The sequence below is a fragment of the Streptomyces smaragdinus genome (genome assembly GCF_009604385.1).
GTDB lineage: Bacteria > Actinomycetota > Actinomycetes > Streptomycetales > Streptomycetaceae > Streptomyces > Streptomyces smaragdinus.
Genome location: NZ_WEGJ01000003.1, coordinates 423,806 through 441,618, shown reverse-complemented (window position 1 = coordinate 441,618; position 17,813 = coordinate 423,806). Strand labels below are relative to the sequence as shown.

At 66.9% G+C, this 17,813-nt stretch carries 20 protein-coding genes and 1 pseudogene; 9 read left to right on the top strand and 12 right to left on the bottom strand.

What is annotated here, in order from left to right; all coding sequences use genetic code 11:
* Positions 1-18: 18 nt before the first annotated feature.
* On the bottom strand, positions 19-1,404 hold the full coding sequence (locus SRB5_RS08155; protein WP_153450743.1) for an FAD-dependent oxidoreductase: 1,386 nt from the start codon (positions 1,402-1,404) through the stop codon (positions 19-21).
* A 170-nt stretch (positions 1,405-1,574) separates the two neighbouring features.
* Between SRB5_RS08155 and SRB5_RS08150 the strand changes: the two genes are divergently transcribed.
* Positions 1,575-2,138 (top strand): NUDIX hydrolase, encoded by a 564-nt coding sequence (locus SRB5_RS08150; protein ID WP_153450742.1) that lies wholly within the window; start codon positions 1,575-1,577, stop codon positions 2,136-2,138.
* A 59-nt stretch (positions 2,139-2,197) separates the two neighbouring features.
* Here the strand turns inward: SRB5_RS08150 and SRB5_RS08145 are convergent, their stop codons facing one another.
* Positions 2,198-3,781 carry a S8 family peptidase gene (locus SRB5_RS08145; RefSeq protein ID WP_153450741.1) on the bottom strand — a complete coding sequence of 528 codons (1,584 nt, stop codon included), beginning with the start codon at positions 3,779-3,781 and terminating at the stop codon, positions 2,198-2,200.
* A gap of 291 nt (positions 3,782-4,072) precedes the next feature.
* Between SRB5_RS08145 and map the strand changes: the two genes are divergently transcribed.
* Both map and cutA read left to right on the top strand, forming a co-directional pair.
* Positions 4,073-4,855, top strand: a complete 783-nt coding sequence (gene map, locus SRB5_RS08140) for a type I methionyl aminopeptidase (protein WP_153450740.1) — start codon at positions 4,073-4,075, stop codon at positions 4,853-4,855.
* 125 nt (positions 4,856-4,980) lie between these two features.
* Positions 4,981-5,313 carry a divalent-cation tolerance protein CutA gene (cutA, locus tag SRB5_RS08135; protein ID WP_153450739.1) on the top strand — a complete coding sequence of 111 codons (333 nt, stop codon included), beginning with the start codon at positions 4,981-4,983 and terminating at the stop codon, positions 5,311-5,313.
* 4 nt (positions 5,314-5,317) lie between these two features.
* Here the strand turns inward: cutA and SRB5_RS08130 are convergent, their stop codons facing one another.
* The gene (locus tag SRB5_RS08130) at positions 5,318-6,643 is read right to left on the bottom strand and encodes a tetratricopeptide repeat protein (RefSeq protein ID WP_153450738.1); all 1,326 of its coding nucleotides are present in this window, start codon (positions 6,641-6,643) and stop codon (positions 5,318-5,320) included.
* 242 nt (positions 6,644-6,885) lie between these two features.
* Between SRB5_RS08130 and SRB5_RS08125 the strand changes: the two genes are divergently transcribed.
* The 5 genes from SRB5_RS08125 (at position 6,886) to SRB5_RS08105 (ending at position 9,604) form a co-directional block, all read left to right on the top strand.
* On the top strand, positions 6,886-7,272 hold the full coding sequence (locus SRB5_RS08125) for a hypothetical protein (protein ID WP_153450737.1): 387 nt from the start codon (positions 6,886-6,888) through the stop codon (positions 7,270-7,272).
* A gap of 94 nt (positions 7,273-7,366) precedes the next feature.
* Positions 7,367-7,882 carry a hypothetical protein gene (locus tag SRB5_RS08120; RefSeq protein WP_153450736.1) on the top strand — a complete coding sequence of 172 codons (516 nt, stop codon included), beginning with the start codon at positions 7,367-7,369 and terminating at the stop codon, positions 7,880-7,882.
* Between the two features lie 88 nt (positions 7,883-7,970).
* Entirely contained in the window at positions 7,971-8,627 is a 657-nt protein-coding gene (locus SRB5_RS08115) for a class I SAM-dependent methyltransferase (RefSeq protein WP_153450735.1), read from the top strand.
* Between the two features lie 159 nt (positions 8,628-8,786).
* Positions 8,787-9,143: a hypothetical protein gene (locus tag SRB5_RS08110; RefSeq protein ID WP_153450734.1), complete on the top strand. Its 357-nt coding sequence runs from the start codon at positions 8,787-8,789 to the stop codon at positions 9,141-9,143.
* The gene (locus tag SRB5_RS08105) at positions 9,125-9,604 is read left to right on the top strand and encodes a hypothetical protein (RefSeq protein WP_153450733.1); all 480 of its coding nucleotides are present in this window, start codon (positions 9,125-9,127) and stop codon (positions 9,602-9,604) included. Before SRB5_RS08110 ends, SRB5_RS08105 begins: the two co-directional genes overlap by 19 nt.
* A gap of 73 nt (positions 9,605-9,677) precedes the next feature.
* Here SRB5_RS08105 and SRB5_RS08100 read toward each other — a convergent pair whose 3' ends face one another.
* Positions 9,678-10,250, bottom strand: a complete 573-nt coding sequence (locus tag SRB5_RS08100) for a hypothetical protein (protein WP_228389869.1) — start codon at positions 10,248-10,250, stop codon at positions 9,678-9,680.
* Positions 10,251-10,602: 352 nt separating this feature from the next.
* Positions 10,603-12,066, bottom strand: coding sequence for an AAA family ATPase (locus SRB5_RS08095; RefSeq protein WP_323377259.1), 1,464 nt, complete (start codon positions 12,064-12,066; stop codon positions 10,603-10,605).
* 733 nt (positions 12,067-12,799) lie between these two features.
* Between SRB5_RS08095 and SRB5_RS08090 the strand changes: the two genes are divergently transcribed.
* The gene (locus SRB5_RS08090) at positions 12,800-13,189 is read left to right on the top strand and encodes a hypothetical protein (protein ID WP_194292871.1); all 390 of its coding nucleotides are present in this window, start codon (positions 12,800-12,802) and stop codon (positions 13,187-13,189) included.
* A 105-nt stretch (positions 13,190-13,294) separates the two neighbouring features.
* Here SRB5_RS08090 and SRB5_RS08085 read toward each other — a convergent pair whose 3' ends face one another.
* The 7 genes and pseudogenes from SRB5_RS08085 to SRB5_RS08055 all read right to left on the bottom strand — a co-directional run.
* On the bottom strand, positions 13,295-13,864 hold the full coding sequence (locus SRB5_RS08085; protein ID WP_153450731.1) for a hypothetical protein: 570 nt from the start codon (positions 13,862-13,864) through the stop codon (positions 13,295-13,297).
* Positions 13,865-13,931: 67 nt separating this feature from the next.
* Positions 13,932-14,120, bottom strand: coding sequence for a DUF4314 domain-containing protein (locus tag SRB5_RS08080; protein WP_153450730.1), 189 nt, complete (start codon positions 14,118-14,120; stop codon positions 13,932-13,934).
* A gap of 69 nt (positions 14,121-14,189) precedes the next feature.
* Positions 14,190-15,275 carry a hypothetical protein gene (locus SRB5_RS08075; RefSeq protein ID WP_153450729.1) on the bottom strand — a complete coding sequence of 362 codons (1,086 nt, stop codon included), beginning with the start codon at positions 15,273-15,275 and terminating at the stop codon, positions 14,190-14,192.
* Positions 15,276-15,279: 4 nt separating this feature from the next.
* Positions 15,280-15,609, bottom strand: coding sequence for a hypothetical protein (locus SRB5_RS08070; RefSeq protein WP_153450728.1), 330 nt, complete (start codon positions 15,607-15,609; stop codon positions 15,280-15,282).
* 37 nt (positions 15,610-15,646) lie between these two features.
* Positions 15,647-15,934 carry a hypothetical protein gene (locus SRB5_RS08065; RefSeq protein WP_153450727.1) on the bottom strand — a complete coding sequence of 96 codons (288 nt, stop codon included), beginning with the start codon at positions 15,932-15,934 and terminating at the stop codon, positions 15,647-15,649.
* Positions 15,935-16,601: 667 nt separating this feature from the next.
* Positions 16,602-17,399, bottom strand: coding sequence for a hypothetical protein (locus tag SRB5_RS08060; RefSeq protein ID WP_228389868.1), 798 nt, complete (start codon positions 17,397-17,399; stop codon positions 16,602-16,604).
* Positions 17,400-17,470: 71 nt separating this feature from the next.
* A pseudogene (locus SRB5_RS08055) lies at positions 17,471-17,788 on the bottom strand (HU family DNA-binding protein); the annotation flags it as partial.
* Positions 17,789-17,813: the final 25 nt, after the last annotated feature.

The window sequence follows — 17,813 nt, the reverse complement described above, 5'->3', positions numbered from 1 at the left end:
CGAACCCTTCGGGGGACCTCAGCCCAAGTGCCCCAGCAGATCATTGAGCGCCTCCGTCATGGACGGATGGGTGTAGATCCCGTCCCGCAGACTCGAGGCGGTAGCCCCGCACCGCATCCCCACGGCGACCGTATTGATCACCTCATGCGCGTCGTGCGCCAGCACCGTAACCCCCAGCACCTCATCCGTCTCAGCGTCCACGACAGCCGTCATCACCCCCCGGGCATCCCCCACGATCTTCGCCCGAGGAACGGCCGGCATCTCGGCCACCCTCCGCACCGCGGTCTTCAGCGGCCGCCCGGTCGCCCGCGCCTCGGCCGACGTCAGCCCGACGCGGGCCAGGGGCGGCGTGGTGAACACGGTGTGCGGCACCGCGACCCGGTCGGTGGTCGCGCGCCGGCCCTCGCCGGTGAGCTGGTCGAGGACGATCCGGAAGTCGTCGAGGGAGATGTACGTGAACTGCGGCCCGCCGTTGACGTCACCGACGGCGTAGACGTGGGGCAGGGACGTACGCAGATACTCGTCGACCACCACCTCCCCCCGCTTCCCGACCGCGATCCCGACCTCCTCGAGCCCCAGCCCCTCCGTGACCGGCCGCCGCCCGAGGGCCGCCAGCACCAGGTCCGCCTCCACGCCGTCCCCGTCCCCGAAGCCGACCCGGACCCGGTCACCGCTGTCGGTGACCGCGTGCATGGCGGCGCCCGTGACCACCCGTACCCCCGCGTCGGTGAGCAGCGTCTCCATCTCGGCGGAGATCTCCGGGTCCTCCTTCGGCAGCAGCCGCGGACCGCGCTGCAGCAGGGTGACCCGGGTGCCGTACGCCGCGTGCATGGCGGCGAACTCGACACCCACGTAACCGCCCCCGAGGACGATCAGCTCCCCGGGCCGCTCGGTGAGTGCGAGCATCCCGGTGCTGGTGACCACCCGCTTGCTCTCCGCCAGCCCGGGGATCGGCGGCATGGCGGGCTCCGCCCCGGTGTTGACGACGATCGTCTCCGCCCGCACCCGCAGCACGTCCGTCCCCGCCGTCACCACCAGGGTGTGCGGATCCTCGAACCGGGCCCGCCCGGTGACGACGGTTGACGTCTCGGGGCTGTCGAACAGGGTGAAGTTCGCCGCCCGCATCGCGGCGGTGAGCGTGGCCGTCTGCTCGGCGGCCCGCGCGAACCACGCCTCCCCGTCCAGCCGCGAATCGGGGTGCTCGGCCCGGTGGATGAGCGCCTTGGTGGGGACGCACCCGATGTTGATGCAGGTCCCGCCGTACATCTGGTCGGACTGCTCGATCAGCGCGACCCGCTTCCCGCGCGCGGCCATCGCACCGATGAGCGTCTTGCCGCCCTTGCCGAAGCCGACCACCGCGAGGTCGACGTCCATCACCGGTGAGCCGGACGGGATTGCAGCCATGGAATCCAACTTCCGTCGTGTCTTCTTTCCTTGTGTCCGTAACGTATGACAGAGCTGACAACGCTGTCCGTGACACCCGGCGCAGATTATATGCAATTCCCCGATTTACTCCGGATTCTCCCCCGCGCTGACACGCTGGAGCCCGCAGACGACGAAGGGGAAGGGACTCCATGCGCTGGACGGTCCACGGCGAGCGGCAGATCTACGAGAACTCCTGGGTCAATCTCTGGCTGGCCGACGTCCAGCAACCCGACGGCCACCGCCTGGAACACCACGTGGTCCGCATACGGCACCTGTCGGTCGCCGCCGTGGTGAACGACCACCGCCAGGTCCTGATGATGTGGCGCCACCGCTTCATCACCGACACCTGGGCCTGGGAGCTCCCGATGGGCCTGATCGAACCCGGCGAGACCCCGGCCCAGACGGCGGTCCGCGAGGTCGAGGAGGAGACCGGCTGGCGCGTCCCCGCGGTGAGACCCCTGGTCTACGCCCAGCCGGCGAACGGCATCACCGACTCCGAACACCACGTCTTCCGCGCCGACACGGCCACCTGGACCGGCCCCCCGACGGAGCGGAACGAGTCCGACCGGATCGAGTGGATCCCCCTCACCGCCCTCCGCGGCATGATCGACCGCAGGGAGATCGTCTCCAGCGGCACGCTGGTGGGCGTCCTGTACCTGCTGCTGGACGAGGCGACGCCCGCGCTGCCCGGGGCGCGCCCGGACCCCGGGTGACGGCGCGGCCCCCGTACCGGACCCGGTCCGGTACGGGGGCGTTGATCAACTCGCCGGGATCAGAACGTCATCGACCAGGAGTCGATGTACCCGGTGTCACCGTAGTAGCTGTCCGTCACCTGCAGCCGCCAGGTGCCGCCGGCCGGGACCGTGGAGGCGTCCACGCTCCAGGAGGCGTTGATGTTGTCGGCGGAGCCGCCCTCCTCGTCCCACAGGATCGCGTAGGCGCCGTTCGGGGCGACCAGCCGGACGGTCAGGTCACCGACGTAGGTGTGCACGATGTTGACCGACACCTGCAGGTCCGCCGGGCCGTTGCCGGACAGGGGGACCGAGATCGACGACGTCGTGGTGTAGCCGTCGCTGATCGTGTAGTTGGTGTTGTTGGTGTACGTGTCACCGGTGGGCGGCGGCTCCTCGCCGCCACCGCCGTCGCCGCCGACGTTCAGCAGCCGGTTCGGCGAGCCGCTGCCCGGGTTCTTGACGACGCCGGAGGTCGCCGCGTCCTTCAGCGCCGTCTGGATGGCGGCCGGGGTGGCGCCGGGGTGGTCGGCCAGGTACAGGGCCGCCGCGCCCGCGACGTGCGGGGTCGCCATCGAGGTGCCGGAGATGGAGTTGGTGGCGCTGTCGCTGGTGTTCCACGACGAGGTGATCGAGGAACCCGGGGCGAACAGGTCGACCACCGTGCCGTAGTTGGAGTACGAGGCCCGGTTGTCACCGCTGTCGGTCGCGCCCACGGTGATCGCGGCGGCCACGCGGGCCGGCGAGCCGAGGGAGGCGTCCCTGCTCTCGTTGCCGGCCGCGACCGCGAAGGTCACGCCCGAGTTGATCGCGGCGGTCACCGCCGAGTCGAGGGTGGAGCTGGCGCCGCCACCGAGCGACATGTTGGCCACCGAGGGCCCGGAGTGGTGGTCCGCCACCCAGTCGATGCCCTCGATCACGCCGGCCGTCGAGCCCGAACCGGAGTTGTCCAGCACCCGCACCGCGACGATGTTGGCCTTCTTCGCGACGCCGTACTGCGAACCGGCGATCGTGCCCGCGACGTGCGTGCCGTGGCCGTTGCCGTCCTGGGCGACGTTGTCGCCGTCCACGGCGTCGTAGCCGTTGGCGGCCCGCCCGCCGAAGGTGGAGTGCGAGATGCGTACACCGGTGTCGATGACGTACGCCGTGACGCCCTGGCCCGCCTTGTCGGGGTAGGTGTACGTCTGGTTGAGGGGCAGGTTTGCCTGGTCGATGCGGTCCAGGCCCCAGGAGGGCGGGTTGGTCTGGGTGGCGGTCGCGTGGACCGTCTGGTTGGCCTCGACGGAGGCCACCGCGTCATCGGCGGCGAGCTTCTTCGCCTGGGCGGGGGTGGCCTGGACCTCGTAGCCATTGAGCACGCTCTTGAACGTACGCTTGACCTTGGCCCCGTGCTTGGTGGCGATTTCCTTGCCGGCCGCCGAGAACCCCTTGGCCTCACCGGCCTTGAGGGTGACCAGGTAGCTGTCCTTGATGGCGTGCTTGGAGTGCTCGTGACCGATGGTTCCCTGGGGCTTCTCGGTCGGCGCGGCGAACGCGGTGGGGGAGATGGTGCCTACGGCGAGCACGATGGCGGCGGTTGTGCCCAGCTTGGCCCATCTACGGCGATTCGCACGGATCGATGACATCGGAGTCCTTCCGCTCTCGAGTTGTCTGTGACTGCGTCCCGGGCCAAGCGTCAAATGGCATGCCCGTGTCAATTGAAACTTTGACGGTTGGCCCGTGCAACTGATGATGAGGGGTCTACGCGGGTTGCACAAGACCGCCTGGAACTGGCCGAATTGGACGCTGGTGGCGGGGGTTCCGGACGCCGGCCGACGGATTTCGTCGCCGTGTGCACGTTTCGCGGCATGGATGCCAATTAAAATACCGGTATAGTATGGCCGGTATAATAATTGGCCCCGCGACGAGAGCAGCCCATGATCGAGATCCTGAACCCCGCCCTGCTGGCCCGAGCAAGGGACACCGGCGCCCTGGTCGCGGACATCCTGCAGACCCTGAAGGCCCGCAGCGCGGTGGGCGTGAACCTGCTGGACATCGACCGCTGGACCAAGTCGCTGATCACCGAGGCGGGGGCGGTGTCCTGCTACGTCGACTACGAACCCTCCTTCGGCCGCGGCCCGTTCGCCCACTACATCTGCACGGGCGTCAACGACGCGGTCCTTCACGCCCGCCCCCACGACTACACCCTCACCGACGGCGACCTCCTCACCCTCGACCTGGCGGTCTCCCTGCGCGGAGTGGCGGCGGACGCGGCGATCAGCTTCATCGTGGGCGAAACGCATCCCCCGGAGAGCGTCGCGCTGATCACGGCGACGGAGAAGGCCCTGGCGGCAGGCATCGCCGCCGCGCTCCCCGGCGCCCGCACGGGCGACATCTCGCACGCGATCGGGACGACCCTCACGGAGGCGGGCTACACCGTCAACACGGAATTCGGCGGCCACGGAATCGGCTCGACGATGCACCAGGACCCCCACATCCCCAACACGGGCCGCCCGAACCGGGGCTACAAACTCCGCCCCGGCCTCCTCCTGGCCCTGGAGCCCTGGATCATGGCGGACACGTCAACCCTGGCCATCGACCCGGACGGCTGGACCCTCCGCAGCGCGACGGGCTGCCGCACGGCACACAGCGAACACACGGTCGCGATCACGGAGGAGGGGGCGGAAATCCTGACGCTGTCGAAGCTGCCGCAGGGGTAGGACTGGCCTCCGGCCGGGGGGCCAGGGCCGAGTCGTCGATGCGCGGAAGGCGGTGTCGAGCACCGGCAGGGCAGCGCTGGTTGTCGTGCCTGCCAGAGGGTTGCTGCACGGCTAGGCTCGACCGCATGGCTGACTACGTGCAGGTGCAGACAGCGACGCAGACCCGCGAGCAGGCGGTCGAGCTGGCACGAACTGCGGTCGCGGAGCGCCTTGCCGCAGGGGCTCAGATCATCGGCCCGGTTGCCTCCGTCTTTTGGCACAACGGGGAGTTCGGAACCGGTGAGGAATGGCAGCTGCTGCTCAAGACTCGGATCGAACGGTACGCCGACCTGGAGAGACATCTGCAGGCGGCTCACCCCTGGCAGAACCCCGAAGTCGTCGCCGTGCCGATTCTGGCCGGGGCAAGAACGTATCTCGGGTGGATTGACAGCACCCTCACATCCACCGACGACCAGTGATCCGTCAGGCTGCCTGTGCCTTCTCCAGTACCTCCGCTACTGCGGTGGCATCCGGGTGATCGGCCAGTAGCTTCAGAACCGGGGTAAGGCGCTGACGCGGACGGACCGAGGCTACGCCGGTGCAGAGGTCCAGCGCCCGTCCCGTGTGCATGGCGGCCTGCTCAAACTCGCCGGCTGTCGCGTAGGCCTCGGCGAGCCAGGACAGGTACAGGCTCTTGTCCCGTGCGTGCACATCGTCGTAGCTTGCCAGAGCTGCTTCCAGGACCGGTACTGCTCGAAGCGGACGCCGAAGTTCCGTCCAGCACCGACCGGTCATGATTTGCAGTTCGGTCTCGTCCATCCATGCGACCCAGTCGGGTTGCTGCTCGTCGCCCGTTTCGGTCAGTGCGGTTTGGGCCGTGTGGAGGGCGCGCTCTGCCTCGGTTGCGTTGCCGGCAACAGCGTGGGCCCAGGCCAACCGCTCGAAGAGCAGCGCGCGTACGCAGGCGGCCGCGTTCGGCCCGAGGGCAGCACACGAGCGGGAGGCTGTCTCGACTCCCGCATGCCGGTCTCTGGTGAGCTTTTGATAGGCCAGGAAGGCCAGGGCGTTGCCTGCGAGAGCGGTATCTCCCGCCTCCACCGCTGCCTCGTGGCTGACCTCGTAGAGCCCGGCAGCGTCGGTGTGCTTGCCTCCGTCGAACGCGGCCCAGCCCGCCTGCTGCGCCTGCTCTGCAAGGACCGAGAGCAGAGCTTTTCCGGTTGCCTCGCTGTACGTGGTGTCGCGGAGCAGGGCCTTCGTCCTCAGATATTCACCCAGGTAGACGGGGTAGGTGTCGCCTCCGCCGAGGACGTCGTCCAAGCGGCGCAGGCGAGCAGTGCGTTCTCTGAGGCGGTCCGGGGTCTCGCTTCCCACGCGGCGTCCGGTTCGAGGACGGGCGAGAGCAGGCAACTGCGTCGCGAGGCCTGCCGCGGCCGTGAAGAGGCTGAAGTCTCTGCGCCGCACATCGTCTCCGTTCTCGGGATGGGCTGTTCTTGGGGGCATCGTGCGTGAATGGGCTGACGGTTCCCAATCGCGTGGGGTGAGACCGATCAGGCGGCCGGGGATGCGAAGTGCGTCCGCGATCTGGGCAATCTTCTGGTAGCTGGTGATGTTGCCTGTTCCTCGGGCGAGGGTGCCGACCCGATCGGGCTTGATGTCGCACTCGGCTGCGATCTTCGAGTAGCTGATTCCGGCTTCGCTTCTGGCGAGGCGGAACACGGTGCCGAAGTCGTGGGCTGCCAGCGCGGCCCGGACGTCAGCCCGGTCGAGTACCGCGCGGGGGAGCGCGGTTGGCGGTTGGTGTCTGGTCATACGGTGCCCTGTCGTTCTTGCTGATCACAGCATGTCGACCATCCGGGTACTCAGCGTACCCATGGTGGGGATGCCCGGGACGGGGAAGGCAGCGAGTCGTCGACTCCTGACACTTGGCCACATCAGATCCACCGGCTGCGCGAGTAGCCCGGGGAGTGGCCAACGTTGCTAGGAGCGTTTGACGTGACGGAACCTCTTGCGTGGCTTGTAGAGGCCGCACTCGGCCTGTTCCGGGTGGCTCAATGACCGGGCCGCTGCGACCCGGGGAGGACGCTGCCCGCGCGGAAGTCGCCGTCGATCTGGTGCAAGCCGGAGTGCACTGGGACGCGATCAAGGTTGCGACCAGCCTCGGCGAAGCCGTGCTGGACCACCTCGCTGATAAGAGCGGAGCTGTCATCGACGACGGTCGGCACCTCTACTGGCTCATCCGGCCGGAGGCGGCTGAGGAGTTGCAGCTCCCAGGGGCCGAGGTGTTGAGCACTGCCACATTCGTGGCCGTACCTGCCGAGTATCGACTGTCGCGGCCAGGCATCCACTGGCGCCGCACCCCCGGCGAGAACGGGCTGCACACCTGCCCCCTGACCCTGCGCGACGCCCTCACCCTCGTGCAGCGCAACCAGGCCCGGTAGAGCAGCGCTTCACCCCCAGGTTCCCGCCCTCGGCGCGCAAGGGAGATCGCCGAGGGCGGGTCCGTACACCGCCCCGACAACCAAAGGAGAAGTCATGACCCTCGCCATCGAGCACCACGCACGGGCGACCCGTACCCGGGATCCGCGTGAACTGCTCAACGATGTGCGGCCGCGTATCCGTGAGCTGACGTACAACGTGCTGGACTCCCCGGACTCGGCCGACGTCGACCTGTACGAGCGGGAGATTCTGCTGCTCCTGCGGGACCACACCATGGTCCGCTCCATGGCCGAACGCATTCTGGACAACGCGATCATGTACCTGGTCACGGCCATGGAGCACCCGGACGCTCGCATCGGCGTCGGCAAGCTCGTCGACATCGGGGTGCACCAGATGATCCTGGACACGCCCGTGTACTTCGCGTTCTGCGAGGTCTACAACGCCGGCGCGTACAAGCACCATGCCCCGCTGATCCGCCGCCGCGGAGACGGCACGGTCACCCGTACCGCCGAGGTCATCCGTGCGAACGGCTTCCCGGCCGACGAGGAACTGTGGGCCATCGACGGATCCGACTGCTCGCCGTGCGACGACAAGGTCCCCGACAGCCACTGATCCGCCCATAGTCTGGGCCCCGCCCGCCCTGTGCCCCCGGCAGGGCCGGCGGGGTCCTCCCGTCCCTCGGCGAAGGAGCCGTCACGACATGCCTGCCCGCCACAACATCGCCCACGAGACCGAACTGTGGGACGCGTTCGCCGCGTCGGCGTTCAAGGACGACATGGAGCCGTCGTTCTGCTGGACCCAGTACGCCGGACACGGTCCCGGACCGGAGCTGCTCGGGGCGCCGTCCAGCGTGCTGGAGATCGGTTGTGGCACCGGCCGCGCGCTCGCGTTCCTCGCCGGGACGGGGGTCGAGGGGCGGGGCGTGGATCTGTCCCCGGTGATGGTGGAGAAGGCCGCCGCGCGGTGGGGGCGGCTCGGGGTGGGGATCGAGCGGGGCGAGGTGCTGGGGTATCTCGCGGAGGATCAACGGTCCTACGACGCCGTGTACTCGATCTTCGGCGCCGTCTGGTTCACCGACCCGGCCAAGCTGTTTCCCCTCGTGCGGAAGCGGCTCGTCCCAGGCGGACGGCTCGTCTTCTCCCAGCCACCGGCGATCCCCGGGGCGTACGGCCCGCAGGGCATGTACAAGGGCGGCTTCGCGGGGCGGGCGATGTTCACGTACCGCTACAGCTACACGCCACGGAAATGGTGCGGCCTCCTCCGGCGAGCGGGCTTCACCGATACGCACGCCGAGGTGCTCGCCGCCCCGGCCGACGGCCACATCGGCACCCTGATCGTCCGGGCCGTCGCGCCCTGAACCGCCCGTCGTGGCACCCGTCAACGCCGCCTCCACTTCGGCCAGTTCCTTCTCCGGGTCACTCATTCACGACAGCACGCCCCGACCGCGGGCTGCACGATAACTGTATATCGCGGAAGCGGGCGGTATCAGGACACGGACACCTACCAGGCCGAAGGCATGCTGATGAGCGATGCGGCCTACGTAGGTTTCCAGGAATCGGGATCTCTGACGGATGCTCTGGTTGCTTCTGAAAGGGCCCACTCCAACGCGCTTGCGGAATGGGGTGGAATCGAGAACCTGATCCATGCGCATGCGGAATTTGGGACAGAACTTAAGGACGTTTCCGGGCCACGCAGTATGATGTCTTTCACGACTGACCCGAATGTGGCTCGGGATTTTGCGGATGGTGGTCCGGTGTATACGGCACAGGTTCGGGTGAGTGACGTTGTGATGCAGACCCTTGAGGGGTCGTCCGAGAAGGAAGTGCTGGTCCCGCATATGATCAAGGTGGAGGAATGGAAGGAAGACGACTGACGGTTCGGGAGCGGACCATTGTCTACTACCCTGCCGGGGTTGAGATTGTGGAACTCGTGCCGGAGATCGGGAATCTCCGAGCCGGAATGCAGGATCTGACGATTCGGCATACGCGACTTCGGCGGATCGTCGTGAGGTTTCGCCCACAAATTCCGATGGCTTGCTTCTTTCTGCACTGGAGTGACGGTCGCGATCTTCGCGACGCGGACGACGAGATTATCGCGACGGGAAGTGCTGGTGTTATCACCCGAGATAAAGCGGCTCTCGCCGGAGAGTTCATGCGAACCAAGTGCATGTCGTGCAAGAAAAGTCAGTACGTGATTCGGGAAATGAGCCCTTTCCCGATCTTCGATGACGAAAGGGAGCGACGGGCGGAACATGCGTACCACAAGACCTGTCCGAATTGTGGAAATTTCTGGGATCCCTTGATCCTCGAACCTCTCGGGCCGGTCGAGGACTGACCTGAATCAGCCTTCGAGCGCGATCCGGAACCATTCTCCGGTCGTCGCCGGTACGGCACCCAGATTCAGGGCGCTAGTATTTCTCGTCTGCAACCAGCACTGCCGTGAAATACACCGGAACACCATCCGCTCTGCGCGGGTATTCCTCCTGTGTCGTGGTCCGGGTGAAGCGGAGGGTGACACCTGGAATCTTCGGGTGTTCCGGGTCCGATTCATCCAACCCCCAGCCACGATTTCGCGCGTGCTCGAGCAGCTCGTCGGCAGGTGTGGCAAACACGTCCTCTCCATCGACCAGGACACGGACGGTCCCACCCCTGCCGATGCCCGGCCGCCACAGCTCGATGGCTGTGACCTGCCGACCGTCCTCCAGGAGCGCCTGGAAGTCCAGCCCATTGATGTTCACCGACACCGTGACGGCGGGAAAGAAGGGGAGCGGGCCGCGCTTCCGGAGCTCGCCGAAGGGACGGAGCGCCTCCAGGACTTCATCGAGTGTCATGCCGATGCGAACAGGCTCGACACCGCGCGGGGGATCGATAATCAGATCCATGTCTCTCCCAGCATATTTCAGCAGATCGTAGTCAATGGTCCAGCCGCGCTTGTCCAGCATGGCCTGGAACTTCTTGTTGTCTTTCAGACCGTCCGCCATCTCGGCGATCTGGGTATCGTATTCGTCGCCGAACTGATGGCACTGAACACCGCGTTCGACCGTAGAGCCGTATCCCTGCAGCGTCGGCCCAGGTCAGGGCATGCGGACACTGACGCCGATGGTTCGTGGACGGGCGTCGGACGGACAACAGCCGTTCGCCCGGCATCGGATGAGGCCGCCTGACGCGATGCGATCACGCAGGACAGCATAAAGACCCGCGGAGAAGCGCTCGTTGACTCCGCCCGGGCGGGGGCACCCGGGCCGCCCGTCGGCACAGCGACTTCTTCGTGCTCGGCCGGTGCGTGGACGAAGGCATCCCCCGATGACGTCAATGCCTGGCGTCGCAGCGGCTCTACCCGGCTGAGTCACCCGCCCGTTCCCCACCGGAGTACAGCTGGTCGAGCCCGACCAGAACGAGATCGCCGCGCTCTTCGGCTCGCAGTTCGACGGTGAATCCCGCGCTGGAGTAGCAGGCGAACACGGTGGCGGTCGTGTCGTACCCCTTGGCCGTGAGGAGGTCGCGGGCGCGTTCGAGTTTTCGTACATGGCCGTGCCCCATTACCTCGCCCCACTTCGCTTCTCCCAGCGACAGGATCCTGCGCGGTGCGTTCGATTCTTGGGCGGCGAGCACGACCACATCGATCTCGATCTGGCTGCGTCCGGCCGGGTCGCTGACCACGCCGGAACCGACCTCGGCTGGGACGTCACCGTAGACATCCGCTTCCGCGGAGGCCGCGAACTCGCGGCAGATCGCTTCGAAGTGCGGTCCCGCCACCTGCTTGTCGAAGGTCGGCCTGGTGGCTTCCCAGACGGTGTGGTTCCTGCCGCGCTCCAGTTCCGCCCAATGACGCCGCATGATCGCTTCGTAGAAGGTGACCAGCGGTTCCGTGATCCGGTAGCGGGCGCGGCCGGATCGGAACAGGTCGGGCTCCTTGGCGATGAGTGCGCAGTCTTCGAGCACGTTGAGCGGGTGCACGATCTGATCCGGCTTACGGCCGGTGTAGTTGGCGATCGCACCGTTGACGGTGTTGCCGGTGGCGATCGCGGCGAGGACCGAGTGGTAGATCGCCGGGTCCCTGATGGCGGACTCCTCCGCCAGCAGGTAGCGGGCTTCGCGGAACAGCGGGCTCTGGCGGTTCAGCACCGTACGCAGCACCCAGGCGTCGAAGTCCGCGAGACCGTCCGGGGCGTCGCCCGCCACGAACTCCTCGCGATAGGCCGGAGTTCCGCCGACCACCATGTGTACGAGCAGGGCAAGCCGCGGGTCCGTGATGCCCCAGAACTGTGCGGCCTCCCGATAGGAGAAGGGCTGAACGATCATCTCGAGCCCGGCGCGCCCGCGCAGTGGCGCCTGCCCGGAGAGCAATGAGCCCATCACTGACATCGTCGACCCGCAGAGCAGCAGCCTGGCCAGGCTCCCCTGCCCGCTCCCTCCAGGTCCCAACTCGCGCTGGACGATCGACGGCAATGCCGGCGAGGCCCGGGCGAGGAAGGGGAACTCGTCGATCACCACGGCGGTCGGACGGTCACGGTACTGCCGGAACACGTAGGAGATCGCGTCGTTCCAGTCGCGGAAGGGATGCTCGGGCACGGCCTTCGTATGCCGGACCAGTGCGTCCGAGAACAGGCGAAGCGACTCCGCCTCCGTCGCCTCGGTCGCTCCGAAGTACAGCCCGCCGGACTCCCTGGCCAGCGCCTCGAGCAGGAAACTCTTCCCCTGCCGCCGCCGCCCGCTGACTACTCCCAGAGCGGCTCTCGGCTGCTCGCGTACCACGAAGGCGGAGAGCCCGGCCCACTCCTGCATCCGGTCGAACACGTGTGCAGGCTTGTCCATCATGTTTCCCGCTTCGTAAATGCTGAAGTACGTTTCACTGAATCGTGACTCAGTATCTGCGTGGCCGCACAGGGTGATGGTCTGCTGCTCTCGGGGGCGGCGGCCCCGCACTCGGCGGTGTCCACGACGAGGCCGCCCCGGAAAGGCCACGAGGGCCCGGGAGTTGTGTCTCCCGAGCCCTCGACGTGCCCTCGCTGCTTCGCGTATCCCCTGGCCAGAACGATTCTGCCCGGTAACTCGCTGGTGGGGCGGGTGGGACTCGAACCCACGGCCGACGGATTATGAGTCCTTAGAGGATCTTGACGGCCCTTGATCGTTCGTGCTGATTCTGGGAGTTTTCCCAGGTCAGATGACCTGTCGCATGCTCGTGGACTGGAACCCTTGCCGGTCTGTTCCTGTCTTTGTGTCCTCAACGCGTCCTCACCAGGTCCCCGCGGGCATGGAGCGGCGTGTGGGTAGATGATCGCCCCAGCTCGGTGAGGGGGTCCAAACTCTGCCGCAGCGGATTTACCTTCCAGCGTGTCGGTGTTTCTGTCCGGGTGCACCGCAAGGTGCACGCGAATGTGCACCTGCTGCCGCACTCCAGACCGTGGGGCCAGCTCCCTGGCTAGATGTTGACGGAACCCCATCCTGGCGTGGTGGTACCCTAGTTGGACCGGTGGACGCCCCATAGGGGGGCACGAGTCCACCGCAACTCTTAGGGAGTGTAGGGATCGTGTTGAGCCGTTTTGCCGCGCAGCTCGCGGCGGAGATCAAGCAGCATGACTGGTCGGACGCCCCGTATCGGGCGGACAAAGCCGGGCATAACCGGCAGATGGACGGCCGCAATGCGACGCCCACGCAGCTGGATCCGCAGCAGACCAGGATGCTCACCATGAACGTGGCTTGGGTTGCGGCCCAGGTCTTGGCCTACAACGACCCGAACCTTGATGAGCACGAGTTCTTCGAGGCGTGCGGGCTGAACGCGCGCAACAAGGACGGTCGGCTTAGCGGCGGAGTAACGCACGGGCTGCGGTTCGAGACCGTCGAGAACGGCGGGCGGCGGTTCCAGGTTCCCGGCACGTACCGGTTCGATCTGGAGTCGGAGGCCGCCGAAAAGGACTGAACAGACGTGGGCCCCACCCAAGCGGTGGGCCCACGTCTGTTCAGCTAGCCGTGGCTATGCGCTCTGGAACTCTGCCGCGGACTGCATCTAGTTCCCGCGTCGGCTCTAGGGCACGGACACCCCGGTCACGTGTTGCTCGTCCTCGGGCCGGGGCCCTACGGGGCGGCCTTCGCTCTCCTGTCCGGCGTCCGGCTGTTCCGCAGCGGTGCCAGCAGGGGTGGTGCCTCTTTCGGTGGAGACGGCAGCGAGGACATTGTCGAAGAGGTCGATCCACGGCCGATGGCCGACGTAGCGTGGCTTGTGGTCGAAGGCGGGAAGCAGATCTTCGAGGGTGCGCAAGATGATAACTGCGGGCTCCTCGTCTTCCTCGGTGATGAGAGTAGCCGCCATGTGGTACCGGTGCCCTTCGGGGAGTCGTACGGCGACGTATGCCTTGTGAGCTTCTCGTTCTTCGTCGGTCGTGTCGTTGGCGAGTGTGGGATCTGCGTTGCCGGTGATCCATAGCTGGACGGTGGTTCCGTTGAATCTGGGCGTGAAGCTGATGGAACGTCCGTCGCTGTGGAGCAGGTGGGCCGTGCGGTCGGCCGGCACCTCAAGGTCGAGGGTCCAGTCCCCACCGAGGGCCTGGGCGACGGCGACTGCCGTTTCCCGGACAGCGGTGTTGGTGATGAGCATGCGGGGTTCTCCAAGAGGTCTGCTGGTGGAGCGCCGGGCCCGCCCCGGTTGGACGGGCCCGGTAGTGTTAGAGGGGGCGCACCTCGTCGCCGTCTTCGAGAAGCATCGAGAGGGTGGAGCCGCTGTCCCAGTTCACGTGGAGGATGGAGAGGCGGGCATCGAAGCGGCGCACGGTCCCCGTGTCTCTGGGTGCGAGCGCCGTATGCGGATCGGTGGTGTGGACCAGGGCGATCCGGTCGTCCTTCTTGTAGGTCATTTGCCCTCCAGTTGGCGGGGGTCGCGGGGAACGGCTGCTAGTTCTATTTTATATGCAATCTGGCTATGGTCAAGATCCTTTACGCGAGGCTTGCTGGCGTTCTTCCTGGTCAGATGCCTGCGTCACAAGGGCTTCGGCCCTCTGGAGTGTTGCCAGCAAGGTGGCTTGGGCGTGCAGCCTGTCGCGCCGTTCCAGGGATTCGCGAGCCTCGTGGGCCGCCTTCGTGTAGAGGTCGTACTCGTGGAGCGTGTCGCCGCAGGCGATCAGGACGTGCGGGCCGAGGTCCCAGATGATCGCGTTGACGGCAGCGCCGGCCGCGGCAAGTTCGTCGATATCCGTCAGCGACCATCCGAAGTCGTGCGGATCTATACCCCTGTCCCGCATGGCCTGCACGGCTGCGCGGTACATGCCGCCGGTCCCGCCGGCGGGCTCGTCGAACATCATTCCGGGCTCAAGCGTCATGCCGTCCAGCGTTACCCGGGCCATAATTTCGGCAATGTCCGGCGGCGTATGGATCTCTGCGAGCGCATCGTGAGCACCCTGTGAGCGCATGATGGCAAGCAGAAGGCCCAGTATGTCCGCAGAGGACCTGAGGCCGGGGTCGTTGCTGCTGGTCAGGTGCAGTAGGCCGTTGGTGAGAGCCGCCCTGACCACCGCCTGTACGGCGGGAGCGCGCTTGGGGCTGGGAGCATCGTCGTCGACCCACTTGTGCAGCGGTGTGGCCCGGTCGATCAGGTCGGGGCGCGTGATCCACCAGCGAGCCCAGCATTCCCGGAAGGCGGCGAGGAGCTGGGTGTCGTTGAGGCTGAGCCACCAGTCTGCGGCGAGGTAGGCGTCGGGGCCGCGGAGGGGCCAAAGGGCGAGTGTGGCCACCACGCCCACGGGGATCTCAATGCCCGCGCCTCCCTGGGCGTGGTGCCAGGCGTGGCTGACGGCTTCGGCGATATCGAACGCGGCCCGATGCGGGTTCCTCTGTGCTGGGCGGTAGTGCCTCAGGGCGGAGGTGATCTTGCCTTGAGTCGGGTGAGGCCGGGTGGGGGCCGCGGCGGGACTGGGTGACGGCGGGACATCGATGCGGTACCTACGCGGCGCTGGTGCGGGAGTGTGTGGGGTGTCGGGGGCCGCGGTATCGGAGAACAGGTCGAGCTGGTTCATGCTGTCACTCCTGGGTCGTCGACGGTCGTCGATGCTGGTCGTGACCGTTTGGGCGTTGGCAGGCACGGATGCTGTCGATGTACGCGGTTGCTGCGGCGAGGCGGCTCGGGGAGATGGCGAGTTCTCGCGCCCAGACCTCCAGCGCGATGTTGTGTGCGCTGGCGGGATCGGAAGCGGTGATGACGTACGCGTGCTGGCCGGCGGCGCTGAGTCCGGCACACCGTTCGTCTTCGGCGTCGGCGTTGTCGGGCGCAGGCTCAACGGCGACGACTTCCATCGACGCGGGGTTGGGTTCCTGGTAGATGACCCACCAGGTAGGAATGGGGTTGGTCATGGCCGTGTCCTTCGATCGCGCGATGTGTCGGTTTGCTTCAGGGCTGCGACGGCGGGGCGTAGTGAGCGAGGAAGCCGGCGATCTCGCGGGTGATGTGGTCCATGAGCGTGCGGATTTGCGTCCTGTCGCCCCGTAGGTAGAAGGCCAGGTCGAGCACTTGAGGGGCGGCGGTGTAGTCGAGGAGCTGCCGGTACTCGACCCGGCTCAGTGACCGGAGGTCGTCGGAGCGCAGGGACCAGGCCGCGGTTGCCGCGCTGTCCGCGAGCCGCGCGGCGGCTCGAAGGGCGGCATCGTCGGGTGCCCGAGTGAGGATCACGAGGGACATGGCGCCGAGATGGTGTTCTGGTACGTGGATGACTGGGATGGGGTGACGAGGGGACATGAAGCTCCGTTCGGAGGGCCGATCGCGCCTCGATTTGCTTCTTATGTATGTGCAATCGAGAGATGGTGAACCCTGGTTGTGGTGTAGGTCCGCGCGTAGATCGATCACCGCGCGGACCTTCCTGTTGGTTCTATTCTGTATGCTTTAGGGGTGTTTGATGGAATCGAGGGCAACATTTCTCATTGCGGAGGAGCGTTACCTTCGTGGCTGGGCTTGGGCGTCTAGGCTGGTCAGTTCCCGGATGTTGCCGGGGCGTTGACGCCCTCCGGAGCCGCGCCGCCTTCTTTGTCCGGGGCAACGAAGACGGCCCTTAGCACACCGCTGTCTGCGAGGCGGAGGGCCAGGGAACGGACTCGCCCTGCCGGGTGCGCGGCGAACCCCGCGCAGATGGCGGGTGCGTTTGTGCCGAGGGTCTTGTGGCACACGACGTGTCCCTCGCTCGCCTCGGCTGCCTTGATCATCTCCGCGACACGGCCGGGTTGCAGGCTCATGAGATTGCCCGGTCGGAAGATGCACGTGGAGCAGCGGCGTCCGCACATCCGAACAGTCCAGGTCGACGGGTCCGCGACATCATGGCGCAGCCCATCGTCCGAGTACGTGGCGCTGCTGTTCACCGGCTCGCCTCCAAGGTGACCGCGGTCATGGTTCTCGCTGCCGTCATCGGGGCCGGCAGCATCGGCGCGGCCTGGTGCTCGTGCCGAAGATCGGCCAGGGACAGAGGCGTGGCGACACCCTTGCGACGTCGGCGGAGGATCGTGACAGGACCCAGGAGCCGCCGAAGATCCTCCTCCTGCTGTTCGGCGTAGGCGTACCGGTCGGGCATGACGTCCAGGAGGTGTTTCCACTGGCGTACCCTGGCCCGGACGCATGTTCCCCCGCAGTTGTTGTGAGAGAAGCCCAGTTCATACAGGCGCGGTGGAGCGACGCCCAAGGCGCGGGCTTCCTGGAGAAGCTCTGCCTTGGTCCGGGGACGTTCCCACCTCGAGCACAAGGGAAAGCGGGAATGCCAGGGCTTCCACGCGCGAGCGATGGCGGGTATGCGGGCACGATCGCGGACCGTGGATTCGATCCCTATGTACACCAGCGTGTACTTCGGGTCCCGGTGCTTCTCCATCCACGCCCGACACGGGATCTGTTTCAACGTCCGGCTGCAGGGGGCAAGCCGGTCGTTGCCGAGGAACCTCTTGTCGCGGAAGACCTGCCAGGGGGTGCGTCCGTCGGCGACCTTGGTCAACGGCACGCCCAGGAGCCGACTGGTGTCCTCGGCGAACCTCCATATGTCCGGGTCTTCGACCTGGGTGTCGGCGATCAGAAGGGTGAGGTGGTCCGTTCCGTACTTCTCGGCGACGCGGACGGCCGTTGCGAAGCTGCCGATGCCGCCGCTGAACTGAACGACGTGCGCAGTCATTGTGTGCTCCGGGTTCGGGGCCGTCCCGGTGGTTCCGGGACGGCCTGGCGGACTGGTCAGGCGCGAGGCGTCTTCGGGGCCTTCTTGATGGCGCTGCCCTCTTCCGGAAGCGGCTTGGTGCCGTCGACCAGGGCCTTGAAGGACGTTCCGGCGCGGAACCGGACCCCGCGTCTGGCATCGACGCGTACGCGCTCGCCGGTCTGCGGATTGCGGGCGAACCGTGCGGGATGCGCGATCGGCTCAAGCGAACCGAACCCCGTCACGCTGACGCGCTCGCCCCCGGCAACGGCGCGCACGATGGAGTCGAACACCGCTTCCACCGCTTCCGTGGCGATGGTCCGGGAGCCGAGCTTGGCGGCGACTTCCTCGATGAGCAGCATCTTGTTCATGGGGCTTCCTCACTGTGAGTCGAGC

What these genes read in the sequence shown, in the direction of transcription:
- SRB5_RS08155 (WP_153450743.1), bottom strand. Translation starts at nt 1,404, where the DNA reads ATGGCTGCAATCCCGTCCGGCTCACCGGTGATGGACGTCGACCTCGCG.
- SRB5_RS08150 (WP_153450742.1), top strand. Translation starts at nt 1,575, where the DNA reads ATGCGCTGGACGGTCCACGGCGAGCGGCAGATCTACGAGAACTCCTGG.
- SRB5_RS08145 (WP_153450741.1), bottom strand. Translation starts at nt 3,781, where the DNA reads ATGTCATCGATCCGTGCGAATCGCCGTAGATGGGCCAAGCTGGGCACA.
- map (WP_153450740.1), top strand. Translation starts at nt 4,073, where the DNA reads ATGATCGAGATCCTGAACCCCGCCCTGCTGGCCCGAGCAAGGGACACC.
- cutA (WP_153450739.1), top strand. Translation starts at nt 4,981, where the DNA reads ATGGCTGACTACGTGCAGGTGCAGACAGCGACGCAGACCCGCGAGCAG.
- SRB5_RS08130 (WP_153450738.1), bottom strand. Translation starts at nt 6,643, where the DNA reads ATGACCAGACACCAACCGCCAACCGCGCTCCCCCGCGCGGTACTCGAC.
- SRB5_RS08125 (WP_153450737.1), top strand. Translation starts at nt 6,886, where the DNA reads ATGACCGGGCCGCTGCGACCCGGGGAGGACGCTGCCCGCGCGGAAGTC.
- SRB5_RS08120 (WP_153450736.1), top strand. Translation starts at nt 7,367, where the DNA reads ATGACCCTCGCCATCGAGCACCACGCACGGGCGACCCGTACCCGGGAT.
- SRB5_RS08115 (WP_153450735.1), top strand. Translation starts at nt 7,971, where the DNA reads ATGCCTGCCCGCCACAACATCGCCCACGAGACCGAACTGTGGGACGCG.
- SRB5_RS08110 (WP_153450734.1), top strand. Translation starts at nt 8,787, where the DNA reads ATGCTGATGAGCGATGCGGCCTACGTAGGTTTCCAGGAATCGGGATCT.
- SRB5_RS08105 (WP_153450733.1), top strand. Translation starts at nt 9,125, where the DNA reads ATGGAAGGAAGACGACTGACGGTTCGGGAGCGGACCATTGTCTACTAC.
- SRB5_RS08100 (WP_228389869.1), bottom strand. Translation starts at nt 10,250, where the DNA reads ATGGCGGACGGTCTGAAAGACAACAAGAAGTTCCAGGCCATGCTGGAC.
- SRB5_RS08085 (WP_153450731.1), bottom strand. Translation starts at nt 13,864, where the DNA reads ATGCTCATCACCAACACCGCTGTCCGGGAAACGGCAGTCGCCGTCGCC.
- SRB5_RS08080 (WP_153450730.1), bottom strand. Translation starts at nt 14,120, where the DNA reads ATGACCTACAAGAAGGACGACCGGATCGCCCTGGTCCACACCACCGAT.
- SRB5_RS08075 (WP_153450729.1), bottom strand. Translation starts at nt 15,275, where the DNA reads ATGAACCAGCTCGACCTGTTCTCCGATACCGCGGCCCCCGACACCCCA.
- SRB5_RS08070 (WP_153450728.1), bottom strand. Translation starts at nt 15,609, where the DNA reads ATGACCAACCCCATTCCTACCTGGTGGGTCATCTACCAGGAACCCAAC.
- SRB5_RS08065 (WP_153450727.1), bottom strand. Translation starts at nt 15,934, where the DNA reads ATGTCCCTCGTGATCCTCACTCGGGCACCCGACGATGCCGCCCTTCGA.
- SRB5_RS08060 (WP_228389868.1), bottom strand. Translation starts at nt 17,399, where the DNA reads ATGACTGCGCACGTCGTTCAGTTCAGCGGCGGCATCGGCAGCTTCGCA.